This is a genomic window from Candidatus Baltobacteraceae bacterium (assembly GCA_035502855.1).
Taxonomy (GTDB): Bacteria; Vulcanimicrobiota; Vulcanimicrobiia; order Vulcanimicrobiales; family Vulcanimicrobiaceae; genus Aquilonibacter.
The window spans coordinates 187,682-202,311 of sequence record DATJTX010000031.1; the positions used below are offsets into that span (position 1 = coordinate 187,682).

Annotated in this window: 14 protein-coding genes; 10 read left to right on the forward strand and 4 right to left on the reverse strand. The window is 65.5% G+C overall.

All coding sequences use genetic code 11. The features are described 5' to 3' along the window. Nucleotides 1-34: 34 nt before the first annotated feature. Genes efp through VMF11_13460 form a run of 4 tightly spaced genes read right to left on the reverse strand, consistent with a single transcriptional unit; the run spans nt 35 to nt 3,517 of the window. Nucleotides 35-598 carry an elongation factor P gene (efp, locus tag VMF11_13445; GenBank protein HTU71310.1) on the reverse strand — a complete coding sequence of 188 codons (564 nt, stop codon included), beginning with the start codon at nt 596-598 and terminating at the stop codon, nt 35-37. Nucleotides 599-643: 45 nt separating this feature from the next. Further along, the gene (gene plsY / locus VMF11_13450; GenBank protein HTU71311.1) at nt 644-1,321 is read right to left on the reverse strand and encodes a glycerol-3-phosphate 1-O-acyltransferase PlsY; all 678 of its coding nucleotides are present in this window, start codon (nt 1,319-1,321) and stop codon (nt 644-646) included. After that, nucleotides 1,318-2,706, reverse strand: a complete 1,389-nt coding sequence (gene der, locus VMF11_13455; GenBank protein HTU71312.1) for a ribosome biogenesis GTPase Der — start codon at nt 2,704-2,706, stop codon at nt 1,318-1,320. The genes plsY and der overlap by 4 nt, the downstream gene beginning before the upstream one ends. A 43-nt stretch (nt 2,707-2,749) precedes the next feature. After that, a complete protein-coding gene (locus VMF11_13460; GenBank protein HTU71313.1) occupies nt 2,750-3,517 on the reverse strand; it encodes a copper resistance protein NlpE N-terminal domain-containing protein in 768 nt (255 codons plus the stop codon). A 61-nt stretch (nt 3,518-3,578) separates the two neighbouring features. On the opposite strand from VMF11_13460, the gene miaB reads away from it, so the two are divergent. The 10 genes from miaB to kdpF are packed head-to-tail and all read left to right on the forward strand — an operon-like array spanning nt 3,579 to nt 14,607. Beyond that, nucleotides 3,579-5,006 carry a tRNA (N6-isopentenyl adenosine(37)-C2)-methylthiotransferase MiaB gene (miaB, locus tag VMF11_13465; protein HTU71314.1) on the forward strand — a complete coding sequence of 476 codons (1,428 nt, stop codon included), beginning with the start codon at nt 3,579-3,581 and terminating at the stop codon, nt 5,004-5,006. A 2-nt stretch (nt 5,007-5,008) separates the two neighbouring features. Continuing rightward, a complete protein-coding gene (gene mutS, locus VMF11_13470) occupies nt 5,009-7,486 on the forward strand; it encodes a DNA mismatch repair protein MutS (GenBank protein ID HTU71315.1) in 2,478 nt (825 codons plus the stop codon). Then, nucleotides 7,483-9,159, forward strand: coding sequence for a DNA mismatch repair endonuclease MutL (gene mutL / locus VMF11_13475; protein HTU71316.1), 1,677 nt, complete (start codon nt 7,483-7,485; stop codon nt 9,157-9,159). The genes mutS and mutL overlap by 4 nt, the downstream gene beginning before the upstream one ends. A gap of 1 nt (nt 9,160) precedes the next feature. Then, on the forward strand, nt 9,161-10,051 hold the full coding sequence (gene miaA / locus VMF11_13480) for a tRNA (adenosine(37)-N6)-dimethylallyltransferase MiaA (protein ID HTU71317.1): 891 nt from the start codon (nt 9,161-9,163) through the stop codon (nt 10,049-10,051). Between the two features lie 14 nt (nt 10,052-10,065). Beyond that, nucleotides 10,066-10,308 (forward strand): RNA chaperone Hfq, encoded by a 243-nt coding sequence (hfq, locus tag VMF11_13485; protein HTU71318.1) that lies wholly within the window; start codon nt 10,066-10,068, stop codon nt 10,306-10,308. Continuing rightward, complete coding sequence (gene dapF, locus VMF11_13490) at nt 10,305-11,072, forward strand: diaminopimelate epimerase (protein ID HTU71319.1); 768 nt, start codon at nt 10,305-10,307, stop codon at nt 11,070-11,072. Before hfq ends, dapF begins: the two co-directional genes overlap by 4 nt. Continuing rightward, complete coding sequence (locus VMF11_13495) at nt 11,069-12,277, forward strand: radical SAM protein (protein ID HTU71320.1); 1,209 nt, start codon at nt 11,069-11,071, stop codon at nt 12,275-12,277. Before dapF ends, VMF11_13495 begins: the two co-directional genes overlap by 4 nt. 5 nt (nt 12,278-12,282) lie before the next feature. Continuing rightward, nucleotides 12,283-13,380: a cation:proton antiporter gene (locus VMF11_13500; GenBank protein HTU71321.1), complete on the forward strand. Its 1,098-nt coding sequence runs from the start codon at nt 12,283-12,285 to the stop codon at nt 13,378-13,380. 49 nt (nt 13,381-13,429) lie between these two features. Then, nucleotides 13,430-14,518: an outer membrane beta-barrel protein gene (locus VMF11_13505; GenBank protein HTU71322.1), complete on the forward strand. Its 1,089-nt coding sequence runs from the start codon at nt 13,430-13,432 to the stop codon at nt 14,516-14,518. Beyond that, entirely contained in the window at nt 14,518-14,607 is a 90-nt protein-coding gene (gene kdpF / locus VMF11_13510; GenBank protein HTU71323.1) for a K(+)-transporting ATPase subunit F, read from the forward strand. The genes VMF11_13505 and kdpF overlap by 1 nt, the downstream gene beginning before the upstream one ends. Nucleotides 14,608-14,630: the final 23 nt, after the last annotated feature.

Sequence of the window (14,630 nt, forward strand, 5' to 3'; positions counted from 1 at the left end):
TCCCGCGCCGATTCGGCGCTTTCTCGTTCGAGCGTTAGCTATTGACCCGTCCGATATATCGCCGATCGCGCGTATCGATCCGAATCATGTCGCCGGGATTGACGAAGAGCGGCACGTTGACCGTGGCGCCGGTTTCGAGCTTGGCCGGCTTGCCCGTGTTGGTCGCCGTGTCTCCCTTGAAGCCGGGATCGGTCTCGACGACCTTCAGCTCGACGTGCGGCGGAAGGTCGACGCCGATCGGAACGCCTTCGTGCAGCTGCACGTCGACGACCATCCCGTCTTTGAGGAAATCCGCCGGATCGCCGATCAACTCCCGCTGGATCGTGATGTTTTCGAACGACTCCTGATCCATGAAGTGGAAACCTTCGGCATCATTGTAGAGGAGCTGCATCTGACGGTTGTCGACGGTCGCGCGCTCGAGCTTCTCACCGGCGCGGAAGGTGCGCTCGAGCGTCGTTCCGGTCTTGACGTTCTTCAGGCGCGTGCGCACGAATGCCGCACCTTTTCCGGGTTTGACGTGCAGAAACTCGATGACGGTCCAGAGGTTGCCGTCCACGACGATGGTGATACCGTTGCGGAGATCGTTCGAGGAAATCATGACCCGCGTCTATACGGGTCCGGTCCGGGGACTTCCCGCCAAACCCTAGGAGCGATCGAAGAGACGGATCGGGCCTTCCGTTCCCCTACGCAGGCGAACGATGTTTTCGCGGTGCGTCCAGAGGATGAGCAGTGCGGCAAAAACCCCGAACATCGTTTCGGGGACCGATCGCGTGAAGAAAAACAATGCAAACGGTGCGGCGATCGCCCCGAGCATCGAACCGACCGACGAAAAACGGGTGAGCACGAGCGCGCCGAGTATCCAGACGGCGACGACCACGAGACCGGCCGGCCAGCAGAGCGCGAAGATCGCGCCGAAGGCGGTGGCGACACCCTTGCCGCCTTTCCAGCCCAACCACGGCGAGAAGCAGTGTCCAAGCACGGCAAGGGCCGCGGCAATGCACGCCAGTGCCGGGGACGCGTGCGCGACGAAATATGTGGATCCGAAGTGAACGATGATCCTCGGCATCGCCACCGTCACGAGTAGCACGGGGACCATCCCCTTTGCCGCGTCCAGTAAGAGAACCGCGACAGCGCCCTTTTTGCCGAGTGCCCGCAGCGCGTTCATTGCGCCGATATTTCCCGAGCCGTGTTTGCGCAGATCGGTGTGATAGATGAATCGACCGATCAGGTAGCCCCATGGAATCGAACCAATCAGGAATGAGCCGACTACAGTCAGGACGAGTACTCCGGTTCCGACGGCGATGGCAGCGGTCTCGTTCATGCGTCGCCCTCCCGCTCGCGCCGCGGACGGAACTCGAGGGTGAGCGGCACGCCCTCGAAATCGAACTGCTGGCGAATCGTGTTCTCGAGAAACCGTTTGTACGACGGCTGCACCAGATCCGGGTCGTTGCACGAGAAAACAAAGAGGGGCGGATGCACCGACGGCTGCGTTGCGTAGTAGATCTTGAATAATTTCCCGCCGGCGGCCGGCGCAGGATGGGCCAGCACGGCATCGCGGATCAATGCGTTCAACGCCGGGGTCGGAATGCGGCGATCGAGGTTGTCGGCAACTCTACTGACGACCGGCATGAGGCTGCCCAGCCGCCGTTTGGTCTTGGCCGAGAGAAACGTGATCGGCGCAAAGCGCGCAAACGGAATCAAGTCGTGAATAACGTTCGCGAGCTCGCCCTGACTGAACTCGCCTTGCTGTTCGCGCGCGAGATCCCACTTGTTGCCGACGATGATCAGCCCTTTGCGTTCTTCGATCGCCAAGCCGGCGAGCCGGCGATCTTGTGCGGTGACGCCGACCATCGAATCGAAAACCAGGAGCGCGATGTCGGCGCGGGCGATCGCGCTCAGCGAGCGAAGGGCGGCGTAATATTCGATCGCGCCATGGGCCTCCGGCTTCTTGCGCACGCCGGCCGTGTCGATCAAGCGAATCGTACGGTCGTGCCAGCGCATCAACGTGTCGATCGAATCGCGCGTCGTGCCCGGTACGTCGGTGACGATCGCGCGCTCTTCGCCGAGCAGCGCGTTGAGCAGCGAGCTCTTACCAACATTCGGACGGCCGATGATCGCCAGCGCGAGTTCGTCGCCGAGCTCGGCGTTCGGCGCTTCCGGCGGCAAGAGTTCGATCACGCGATCGAGCAGATCGCCGGTGCCTTCACCGTGAATTGCCGAGACCGCGACCGGTTCACCGAACCCGAGGCGCGCGAACTCGCCGTGCACGGAGGCGAGCGCGCTGGGCGACTCCGCTTTGTTGGCGACGAGTACGACGCGGCGGCGCGTCGTGCGCAAAATTTGCGCGACGTCGTGATCGAGCGGATTGAGTCCGGCTTGCGCGTCGACGACGAAGATGACGGCATCGGCTTCGTGCGCGGCGACCTCGGCCTGACGGCGCGTGGCTTGCGCGAACGCTTCGCCGTGCGCGTTGTCGGCGTCCGGATCGATCCCGGCCGTATCAACGACGCTGAAAATGCGGCCGCGCCACTCGCAGAGCGCGTAGAGACGGTCGCGCGTCACGCCCGGCGAATCCTCGACGATGGCGAGGCGCTGCCCGATCAGGCGGTTGAAGAGGGCGCTCTTTCCGACATTGGGACGGCCGACGATGGCAACGGTCGAGGGCCGCAGCATCGTGCCCACCGGGATTGGGGGAGTGTCTTGCACCGGCTCACCATTCGGAATGACCTCCTGCGGCCCCCACTTCGGGCTACGGTTCGACGCGAAAAGAGAACGTAACGGTTTGGGACCCCTTGCGATTGCGAAACGTTACGCTCGCCGCCCCCGGCTCGATCGCTTTCAATACGAAAATGCTGTATGTGCCGGTTAGTCCGGCGAGTGAGGAGCCGTATTTTTGATCGAGGGTCACACTCGGAGAGGTCGTCCGTGCGATGCTCCAAGAATCCGGCGAGTCGCTCGGGCCCGACGTAGCGAGCGCGACGTCAAAGCGATCTCCGACTCGAGCAACCACGGTGGTGCCGCTCGTTGCTGCCAGCAGTGGCCCAAACTCCATGCGTGTGGGCGGAATCACGCGTCGCAGGTGATGGAGCATCGATACACCGGATATGGGCTGACGACGATCATCGAGCGGTTCAAGCGATAATCCTCCCACGTAAGAGAAGTATCGCGGTGCAGTCCAGGAGGCGGACTGCAATTCCAATGTTCCCGCTAGCGATAGGCGCTCGAGGGTCGACCACGTACCCTGCGTCGCGACGACCGCTCCTCCATGTCGTCCGCCGGTAAATCGCTCGGTCATGACGAACGTTCCTCGGCCCAGCCCGAGATCGGGGCCGGGATCGACGAGCGTAAGCTCCGTCCAAACGCCGGGGCAATCCGAGCAGGGCAGCACTCCGGTATACTGTCCGCGCAGCGGGTAGTATCCAAAGGGTAACGCCGCGGCACCGGCCGAGAAGCGCAATAGAACCAAGATCGCGCATGCGATGGAGAGGCATCGTACGGTGCGTATCGTGATGTTCATCGCCGTTCGCTTCCTCCAGGGTGCGGGACGGTCTCCCTCCCGAGGTGAAGGTTCGTTCTCTATGAAGCCCCCCGCAACCGCTCGTGTGACTCCGGCCGTCTACATTGAAACGTTCGGCTGTCAGATGAACGAGGCCGACTCCCAGTACATCGCCGATCGTGCGACGAGCGCCGGCTACGCGATCGCGACGAAAGCCGAAGAGGCGAGCGTGCTGGTCCTCAATACCTGCACCGTGCGCGATAACGCCGAACGCCGTGCCTACGGGCGGATGAATCACTTCAAAGTGCTCAAGGATCGCGATCCGCAGGTGCGGCTGGTCGTTATGGGTTGTCTCGCCGAACAGGATCGCGATCGGATGCAAACGCTCGCGCCGCACGTCGATGCGGTCTTCGGCACGAAGGAGCTCGCTCAACTCGGCGATCAGTTGGCGGCGTGGGTGCCGTCCTTCGACTCTGCGGGCGCGAGCGAGGAACAGTTGTACCGAGCGATGGGCGGGACCGCGGATGCAGTGATCGACGCCTTTTCGCATCTTCGCGCGTTCGTCACCGTGCAGCGCGGGTGTTCCTACTACTGTACGTTTTGCATCGTGCCGCACGTGCGCGGGCGATTCGATCACCGTCCGATGCGCGAGATCGTGGGCGAAGCACAGGCGCACCTCGCGGCGGGTGCGCGCGAGATCATGCTGGTCGGGCAAACGGTCAATGCGTGGCGCGCGGCGAGCGGCGAAGACTTCGGCGATCTGTGCAAGGCGGTCGCGGCGCTGCCGGGGCTGGAACGATTGACGTTCATCTCTCCGCATCCGAAAGATTTCAGCGAGAAGATCATCGCCGATCTGGCGACCGTGCCGCAGCTCAACCCGCGCGTGCACCTGCCGCTGCAGTCGGGCAGCGATGCGATGTTGCGGCGGATGAATCGCAAGTACACGCGCGCGCAATTCGAAGAGAAGTTGGAACTGTTTCGGCGCTATCTCCCGCATTGGGCCGTGACCACCGACATCATCGTCGGCTTTCCCGGCGAGAGCGACGCCGATTTCGAAGACACGATGGACCTCGTCTCGAGGGGTGCGTTCGCGAACGCCTTTACCTTTATCTATTCGATCCGGCGCGGGACGCCGGCCGCGCGCTGGGAGCAGGTGCCCGGCGAGGCCTCCTCGGCGCGATTCAAGCGGCTGGTCGATGCGCAGAATGCGGCGACGCGCGCCTATCACGACCGTAAAATCGCCACGACCGTGCGCGCGCTGGTCCAAGGTCCCTCGAAGAAAGACCCCTCGAAGCTTGCCGCGAAGGCGCCGGACAACGTCACCGTGATCGCACCGATGCCGCCCGATTACGACGAGGCGACCTACGCACGCGAACCGTGGCTCGACGTCGAAGTCGAAACCGCGCACGTCTGGGGCTGTACGGGCACGATCGTGCGCCGCGCCGCGCGTTACGATGAGGCGGGAACGGCAATCGCGCGCCCGCTCATCGATCTCATCGCAACCGGATAGGAATGAGCGAGCCGATCAAGTACTCGCCGATGCTCGAGCAGTACTTCGGGATGAAGAGCCGATATCCCGAAGCGATCTTGCTCTCTCGTGTCGGCGACTTCTACGAAGCCTATGGCGAGGACGCGCAGACGATCGCGCAGGCGCTGCAGATCGCGCTCACCAGTAAGGAATCAGGCGGCGGACGGCGTGTCGCGATGGCCGGCGTACCGCATCACGCGCTTGCCGGCTACCTGCATAAGCTGGTCGCGCAGCGCTTCATCGTTGCGCTCGCGGAACAGCTCGAAGCACCGGTTCCCAACAAGCTCGTTCGCCGCGACGTCGTGCGCATCGTGACGCCGGGTACGCTGATCGAGGAGCAGCTGCTCGACGGCAAATCGCACAATTATCTCGCGGCCGTCAGCGCGATCGACGACGTCTTTGCGCTGGCCTACGCCGACGTGTCCACCGGACACGGCGCGGCGACGGCGATCTCCGGCGAGGGCGCCTACGACGACGTGCTGGCCGAACTCGCCCGCATCGCACCCTCGGAAATCGTCGCCGACGTGCCGCCCGCAGTGCGCGCGGCGATGAGCGGTGCGCTCGAGGCGAGCGGCGCGCGCATCGCCGCGCCGTCGATCGGTCTGGTGGACGCTCGCGAACGCACGCCCGTCGGCGGGTTCTCTTCGGATGAAGTGACGGCGATGCACCGGGCGCTCGACGTGCTCGGAGGATTCATCAAACGCACCGCGATCGCCGGCGGCGGCGACAGCCTGCGCGCGGTCGAGTTCTACCATCATCGCAATTTTCTGATGCTCGACCCCTCGACGCGCAAGCATCTCGAATTGATCAAGGCCCAGGGCGTGAATCCACGCGCGACGCTGCTCGCGACGCTCGACCTGTGCGCGAGCTCGATGGGATCGCGAATGCTCGGGCGCTGGATTCTCGCGCCCCTCGTCGATCGCGATGCGATCCTCGCCCGTCAAGATGCCGTGCAAACATTGCTCGACGAGCACGCGCGCCGCGAGGCCGTGCGTGAGATCTTGGCCGGCTGCTTCGATCTGGAACGCATCGCGCAGAAGGTTCGTTTCCGCCGCGCACTTCCGCGCGACCTTGCCTCGCTGCGGCGGACGCTCGAGGTGTTGCGCCCGCTGCCGCAGGTGACGCCGCCGGCCCTCGCCGCCACGGTGGCGGAGATCGGCGAGTTTGCCGCGCTTGCCGAAGACCTCGAGCGAACGCTGGCCGACGAGCCGCCGGCGCAACTCGCCGACGGCGGCGTGATTCGGCCTGAAGCCGACGCCGAGCTCGCGCAGTGCGTCGCTCTGCGCACCGACGCGCGTTCGAGTCTTTCGGCTCTGGAGGAACGCGAACGAGAACGCACCGGCATCAAATCGCTGCGCATCAAATACGCGAGCGCGTTCGGCTATGCGATCGAGATCAGCAAGACGCACGCGGCCAGCGTGCCGGCCGACTACGTGCGCAAACAGACGCTCACGACCGGCGAACGCTACATCACGCCCGAGCTCAAGGAATTGGAGCTGGCGATTTCTACCGCGCAGTCGCGTCAGCAGCGCCTGGAAGAGAAGCTTTACGGCGAGCTGCTCGAGCGCGTGGCTGCGTGCGTCGACGATCTGCTGCGGACCGCCGAGACGATCGCGCGGCTCGACGTCCTCGCTGCGCTCGCGCAAGCCGCCGCCGAGCGCAGCTACGTGCGTCCGGATTTCGTCGAAGAGAGCGCGGTTGCGATCGAGGACGGCCGGCATCCGGTGATGGAGGCGGTGCTGCACGCGCACTTCGTGCCCAACGACCTGCATCTGGAGTCGCAGGTGCATCGCTTCATCTTGTTGACCGGACCGAACATGGGCGGGAAATCGACCTATCTCCGGCAAGCCGGGCTGCTGACGATCATGGCGCAGATCGGGTCGTACGTGCCGGCGCGGGCGATGCGCCTGGGCATCGTGGACCGGATCTTTACCCGGATTGGCGCCGGTGACGATTTGGCCTCGGGCCAGTCAACCTTTTATATGGAGATGGCCGAGGCCGCCGGCATCCTGCGCCGCAGCACCCGCCGCTCGCTCCTGCTCATCGACGAGGTCGGGCGCGGCACCGGAACGATCGACGGGCTCTCGATCGCGCAGGCGATCTGTGAATACCTCCTGGGATTGGAGGCGCAGGCGCCGATGGTGCTCTTCGCCACCCATTTCCACGAGCTGTGCGCGCTTGCGGATCACTGGCCGCTCGTTGCCAATTACCATATCACGGCGGTCGAAAACACCGCGCGCGACGGTGCGCCCGTTTTCTCGCATCGCGTCCAAGCCGGCAGTTCATCGCGCTCGTTCGGACTCGAGGTGGCGCGCATGGCGGGTTTGCCGCCCGCCGTCGTCGAGCGCGCACGCGAGATTGCCGACGCGCTCTCCGGCCAATCCGACCTCGAAGTCACCGCGCCGCTGCGGCGCCGTCTATCGAAAGCCGGCGCGTCGGAGGAGCAGCTTTCGCTGCTATGATCAACCTTCTCGACCCGATAACGATCGGACAGATCGCGGCCGGGGAGATCATCGAACGGCCGCAATCGATCGTCAAGGAGCTGGTGGAGAACGCGGTCGACGCCGGCGCGGCGCGCGTGAGCGTCGTGCTCGAACGCGGCGGCAGCGAACGCATCGACGTGATCGACGACGGCGGCGGAATCGCGCCGGAGGAATTGCCGCTCGCGGTGCGCCGTCACGCAACCAGCAAACTCGCACGCGCCGAAGATCTCGAGTCGGTTGCGACGTTGGGCTTCCGCGGCGAGGGTCTCGCTTCGATCGCCGCGGTTGCACGCCTCGAGATCGTCACGCGAACCGCAGCGTCGCCGATCGGCTCGCGTATCGTCGCACATGCGGAGAGGGCCGAGCCGGTCGAGCCGGCAGCGGCCGCGATCGGGACGCGCGTGAGCGTGAGCGAGCTTTTTGCGAACGTTCCGGTGCGGCGCGAATATCTCAAAAGCCCGGGCGCGGAGTTTACGCGGATCTCGAGCTGGCTTTCGAGCTTTGCACTCGGGTATCCGCACGTTACGTTCGTCTTGCGTCACGACGGCAAGGACGTTTGGATTCTGCCGGCCTCGGCCGATCCGCGCGAACGGCTCGCGATGGTCTTCGGAAAAGACGCCGCCGCGAACCTGATCGCGCTCGAACCCGATGCCGCACGCATGCTCGACGGCAGGGTGAGCGGCTACGTGAGCGCGCCGGGCCACGATCGCGGCGATCGCCGCATGCAGTTGCTGTTCGTGAACGGACGGCTGCTCCGCAGCACGCTGCTCGCCGGCGCGTGGACCGCCGGCTACACAACCTTCGCGATGATCGGCCGTCAGCCGTACGGCGTGCTGATGCTCGATCTGCCGCCCGAACACGTCGATCCGAACGTGCATCCGACCAAGAGCGACGTGCGGTTGCGGTTCGGAAATCAGGTTTTCGACGCGGTCCGGCGCGCGATCGGGGCAACGCTGCACCATCACGCCACCGCGCGTTTCGCGGATTCGACGAACGGATCGGTTTCGTTCGCTCCGCAAGAGATCGACGTCTCGCTGCCGCACGTGCAGTCGCTCTTCGAGCGCCCGCTGGGCGATCCGAGCGATGTTCCCGGCTTGCGCATGCGCGTGCTCGCGCAGCTGCACCGCACCTATATCCTGGCGAGCGACGGCGAAGGGCTCCTCTTGGTCGACCAGCACGCCGCGCACGAGCGCATCGCCTACGAGGCGATCGTCGAGCGCGCGCGCGAGCGCGCGCCCAGCGAGCCGCTGCTGGTACCGATCGTCGTCGAACTCGATGCGCAGCAAAGCGTTGCGCTGGAACGGGCACTCGAGCTGCTGCGCGAAGGCGGGCTCGAGATCGAGGCTTTCGGCGAACGAACCTATCGCATCACGGCGACGCCTGCCGGATACGGGGCGCGCGCCTTCGACGTCGCGGGCTTTCTGGCGGATCTCACCGATGAGCCCAGAGCGCGCGATGTGCGCGAGCGCATCTGGGCCTCGCTCGCATGCCATTCGGTAGCGGTTGCCGGCGAGCGGCTCGAGTTCGACGAGATGACCGGCTTGATCGAGCGTTTGTCGGTTTGCGCCAACCCGATGCATTGCCCGCACGGACGTCCCACCATGGTGCGGCTTTCGCCGGATGAGATCGCAAAGATGTTCAAGCGACTCTAACGTGCCCGTTCTGATTCTCGCCGGCGCGACCGCATCGGGGAAGACCGATCTTGCGGTCTCGCTTGCGCAACGCTTCGATGCCGAGATCGTCGGCGCCGACTCGCGTCAAATCTACCGCGGCATGCCGATCGGCACCGCCGCTCCGAGCGAGGGGCAGGCGCGCGCCGTTCCGCATCATTTGATCGGCTTTCTCGATCCGTACGAGCGTTACTCCGCCGCCCGTTACGCGCGGGACGCGGTGCGGACGATCGAAGCCATTCGAGCGCGTGGACGGCGCGCGATCGTCGTGGGCGGCACCGGATTCTATCTACGCGCTTTAGCCGGCGACGTCGATCTCGCGCCGCAATACGACGAGGCGCTGCGCGAGCGGCTCGCCCGCGAGGCGCGCTTGCATCCCCCGGATGTGTTGTGGTCGTGGCTGCGCGCGCGCGATCCGCGGCGAGCTGCGACGCTCGAACCCGCCGACTCGTATCGCGTGATTCGGGCGCTCGAGGTTGCGCTGGCGGCGCCGAGCACGCGCGGCGACGGCGCGGCCGGTGTCACGCTGCGAAGCGCGCGCATTCCGTTCGTCAAGGTTGCGCTCGACGTTCCGCTCGCGACGATCGACGCACGGATCGACGCGCGCACCGACGTGATGCTGGCGCAAGGGTTGCTCGACGAAGCGGAACGAATCGGAGCCGCCGCGGTCGCGGCGAATGCCGTCGGTTATCCGCAAGCGTTAGCGTTCTTGAACGGTTGGAGCACGCGCGAGGAGCTGCGCACCGCGCTGGTTCGCGCAACGCGCCGCTATGCGCGCCGGCAACGTTCGTGGTTGCGCTCGGAACCGGGCGTGAGCTGGCTCGCGCCCGATTCGGTCGAGTCGGCGGCAAGGGAAAAGCTCGGCTGGACGTAAAGTCCACGATTGACATGCCCGGCAGTCTTCAAGACAGCTTTCTCGCCGAATGCCGACGCGGCGGTACCGCCGTGACCGTCTACCTCATGAACGGCTTCCAGCTCCGCGGCACCGTCAAGGGGTTCGATCCGTTTACCTTGCTCCTGGAATACGAGGGCAAGACGCACCTGATTTACAAGCACGCGATTTCGACGATCTCGCCGGCCGCGCCGGTCGCCGTGCACGAGAACGGCGAAGGAGCGCAGGCAAGCTCATGAGCGCTCGCGTCGCCGTCTCGAAAATGCACGGCGCGCGCAACGACTTCATCGTCCTGGATGCGCGAAAGCAATCGGTCGACGACGTGCACGCGTTCGCCCGGCGCTGGTGCGACCGCCGCGCGGGCGTCGGCGCCGACGGCTTGCTGGTGATCGGAACGTCGGCGCGCGCGCCCGTCTCGATGCGCGTCATCAACGCGGACGGCAGCGAGGCCGAGATGTGCGGGAACGGCGTGCGCTGCGTCGCGCGCTATCTCGACGAACGCGGCGAAGGCGCGCAGCTCGAGATCGATACGATGGGCGGGCTCATCCGTACCAGCGTGATCGAACGCGGCGAGGTCTATCAGGTGCGGGTCGACGTCGGCGAGCCGCAAATCGTCAGCCGTGACGCGACGCATCCGCAGAGTGCGGTGGTCGTGGTCGGCAATCCGCACCTCGTGCTCTTTCGCGAAACGATCGACGCATTCGATCTGCGCGCGCTCGGCGAAGAGGCCGCCGCCGAGTTTCCCGGCGGGATCAACGTTCATCTGGTCGAGGTTGATTCGCCCGCCTCGTTGCGCGCGCGCCACTATGAGCGCGGTGCCGGGCTGACGATGGCGTGCGGTACCGGCGCGGTCGCCAGCGCCGTCGCGGCGGCGGCGCGCGGCGACGTGCGCAGCCCCGTGCTGGTGCGCGTCCCCGGCGGCGAATTGAGCATCGAGTGGAACGGCAGCGGCCATGCGTTCATGACCGGTCCGGCGGTGCACGTTTTCGATACCCAACTATGATCGGTCTGGCCTATTGCGATCGCGCGGGTCGTATTTACTATGATGAAACGCGCACGCCGCTGGCCGACGGCGGGATCGTTCGCGAAGCGTTTGCCGACGAATTGATTCCGGCGCCGCCGGGAACGGTCGAGATGATCTTGCCGGGACGGCGCGCGCGCACGACCGCCGGCACGGTGCGCGGGCGCTACGCGTTGGCCGTGATGCTGCCGGCCGGTTACACGCGGCTGCTCGTTCCCGCCTACGCGCCGGAAGAGGGCGCGCCCGCCCTCCCGCTCTTCGGTTACACGTTTGCCGCGGTCATCGACGACCGGCTGCACGTGGCCGCGATGAAGACCGACGAGAGCGAGGACTGGCAGCCGCGCGCGTTCACACCGGGTGAACTCGAGACGCTCCTCGAGCGGCGCATGAAGACCGATCCCGGTAATCAAGTACTGGCCCAAGTCGCGCTCTGCTCGCGCGAGTACGGCTGTTTCACCGCCCAGAACGTCTTTCTCGAACGCGGCGAGGCGGCGCTCCCGGTTTCGCCAAAATGCAACGCACGCTGCATCGGCTGCATCTCCGAGCAGGAACCGGATGCCGGATTGCCCTCGCCGCAAGCCCGTATCGAATACGAGACCACGGCGAACGAACTCGCGCGCATTGCGATCCACCACTTGGAGCGCGTCGACGACGGCATCGTCTCGTTCGGACAGGGCTGCGAGGGCGAACCGCTGCTGCGCTCGATCGCGATCGCGGCGGCGATCGAACGCATCCGCACGGCGCGACCGAACGGTACGATCAACCTCAACACCAACGGCAGTCTTCCAAGCGCGCTCGAACGCTGCATCGACGCCGGGCTGCAAGCCGTCCGCATCAGCCTCAACTCGTTCCGCCCGCGGGTCTACGCCGCGTACTACCGCCCGATCGGCTACACGCTGGAAGACGTCTTCGCATCGGTTCGTTTGGCGGTGCGGCACGGTTTGCGCGTCAGCCTGAATCTGCTCACGCATCCGGGCGTAACCGACGATGAAGACGAGGTCACCGCGATGACGGCGCTTCTCGACGAGACGCCGGTTGCGATGATTCAAACGCGCACGCTGAATATCGATCCGCAATGGTATTTCGACGCGGTTGGACGTCCGCGCAATCCGATCGGCATGCGGCGGGTCATCGAAACGATCCGTCGAACTCCCGTCGCGGTCGGCAACTTCACCCACACCCATTAATTTTTGTGAAACTGCAGTACATCGTCGTGCTGGTTCTCGCCGGCATCGGCTACGGCATGATCGAGCCTGGGCGTCTGACCTACGCCTTCGGGCACGCGACGCTCTACGTGTTGCTGCCCGCGCTGCTCTTCGAAGCCGCCTGGAATTTGCGCTATCGCGCGATGCTGCGCGGCTGGCGTGCGATCGCGATCCTCGCCGTGCCGGGCGTGCTGCTCACCGCGGTCCTGATCGCGGGCGCGCTCGCGGTCGTGCACGTGCCGTTCAAGACCGGGTTGCTCGCCGGGGCAATCCTCTCGGCGACCGATCCGATCGCCGTGGTCGGGATCTTCCGCCGGATGCGCGTGCCCGCGCTGCTCAGCACGATCGTCGAATGTGAGTCGCTCTTCAACGATGCGGTCGCGGTTGCGCTCTATCGCGCCGTGCTCGCGGCGGTGCTGGCCGGGTCGGTCGGCGCTGCGGGTCTCGCGCAGATCTCGGCGACCGCGATCGCCGGCGTGATCGGCGGCATCGCGATCGGAATCGGTATCGCGTTCGTCGCCGCGGCGCTGTTGCGAAATCGCAACGACGTCGTCCTGCAGATCCTCGCCACCGGCCTGTGCGCATACGTCAGCTATTACGCTGCCGATCGGCTCGACTGTTCGGGCATTTTTGCGACCATTGCCGGCGGCATCGCCATCCGCTCCTTCGAGCGACGGTGGATCAGTCTCACCGTCGCCGAGGACGTCAATCGCTTTTGGGACGTGGCCGCGCTGGTCGCGAATGCGCTCGTCTTCTTTCTGGTCGGCGCGGCGCTCGACGTGTCGATCGTTACGCTCGACCCGGCGTTCGTGCTGGCGGCGCTAGCGGGCGTGATGATCGCTCGCGTCGCCGTGTCCGGCTTGCTGCTCCCGACCGGCTACCCGCGCGAGTGGCTCGACGTCGTCCGCGTGGCGGGGATGCGCGGGGCGCTCTCGCTGGCGCTGGCGATCGCGCTGCCGCAGGTACCGCAGCGCGAGGCGATCATCGCGGCGACATTTGCGGTCGCGCTTGCGACGATCATCTCATCGACGCTGACCGTGCCCCCGGTGGTCGCGAGGGTCGCTGCACGACGTCCGAACGGATGATCCGTTCGGAGGCTGGGCGGTACGCGCTCGCTGCGATACGCTACGAGCGATGTTCCACGCCCTCGTTTTGGCGGCGATCGTTGCTGCATCGCCTTCCGCAACTCCGTCACCATCCCCGGCGCCGACGGCTTCGCCTGCGCCCGCATACTCGGTGCACGGCGCCTTTTCCGGATACGGGAATTTCAAGACGCAGAGCGATCTTGCGACCCAAACCGACGTAAGCAACGCGCTCCTCACCTTCTCGAAAAACACCGGACGAGTGCAAGCGAGCGTGACCACCGGCGCGTACGCGTTTCCGGTGGCCGGTCAGCCGCTCGTCCCGACGACGAGGCAGCCGGGCGCGAACACCGCGCTGTACGGTGCCGTGCCGGCGTACGATGTGGCGTATGTCCCGAACGGCAACGTGACGGTGAGCGCTGGTCAGCTCGCGACCATGCTCGGCCAAGAGAACGGCTTCACCTTTCAGAATGTCGATATTCAGCGCGGCATCGTGTGGGCGGCGGAGCCGACGTTCAGCCGCGGCGTGCGCGTCGCGTACACCAACGGTAAGATGACCGGCGATCTCGAGTACGACGACGGCTACTATTCCGGCAGCAGCGGACGCGCGGTCGAGGGCCTGGCCGGCTGGGCGCCGACGGCCAACACCGACTGGAGCTTCGCGTTCATCGTTCCGGGCGCAAACACGCCGCCGAACGTCACCGCTGCAATCGCGAACAAACGGGAGTACGATTTCATGCTGACGCAGCAGTTCGGAAAGCTGCAGCTCGAACCGTACGTACTCTACGTCCAATCGCCCGCCTCGGCCGCACTCGGCTACACCGGCAGCGAGAGCGCACTCGGTGCCGCCCTCCTCGCGAACTACGCGTGGAACGCCGTCTATTCGGTCGGCGGGCGCTTCGAGTCGTTCGGCAACCATGGCGCGACCGCCGACACCTCGCTCAACGCGGATCTCGTCGGCTTTGGCCCCGGAAGCCGCGCCACCACGTGGACGATTACGCCGCAATATCATCCCGGCCCGTTCTTCGCGCGCGCCGAATACTCGTTGGTCACGGTGAACGATGCGATCGTCGGGTTCGGCCCCACCGGGACACTTACCGATCAATCCCGCTTTCTCGTCGAACTGGGAGCGCAATTCTGATGCAATTCGATGACGTCGTCGGTATCATTTTGACCCTCGCCGGTCTCGTGTATCTCACGTATGCGATGCTTCGTCCGGAAAAATTCTAGGAGTCACGACATGCTGCTCGAGT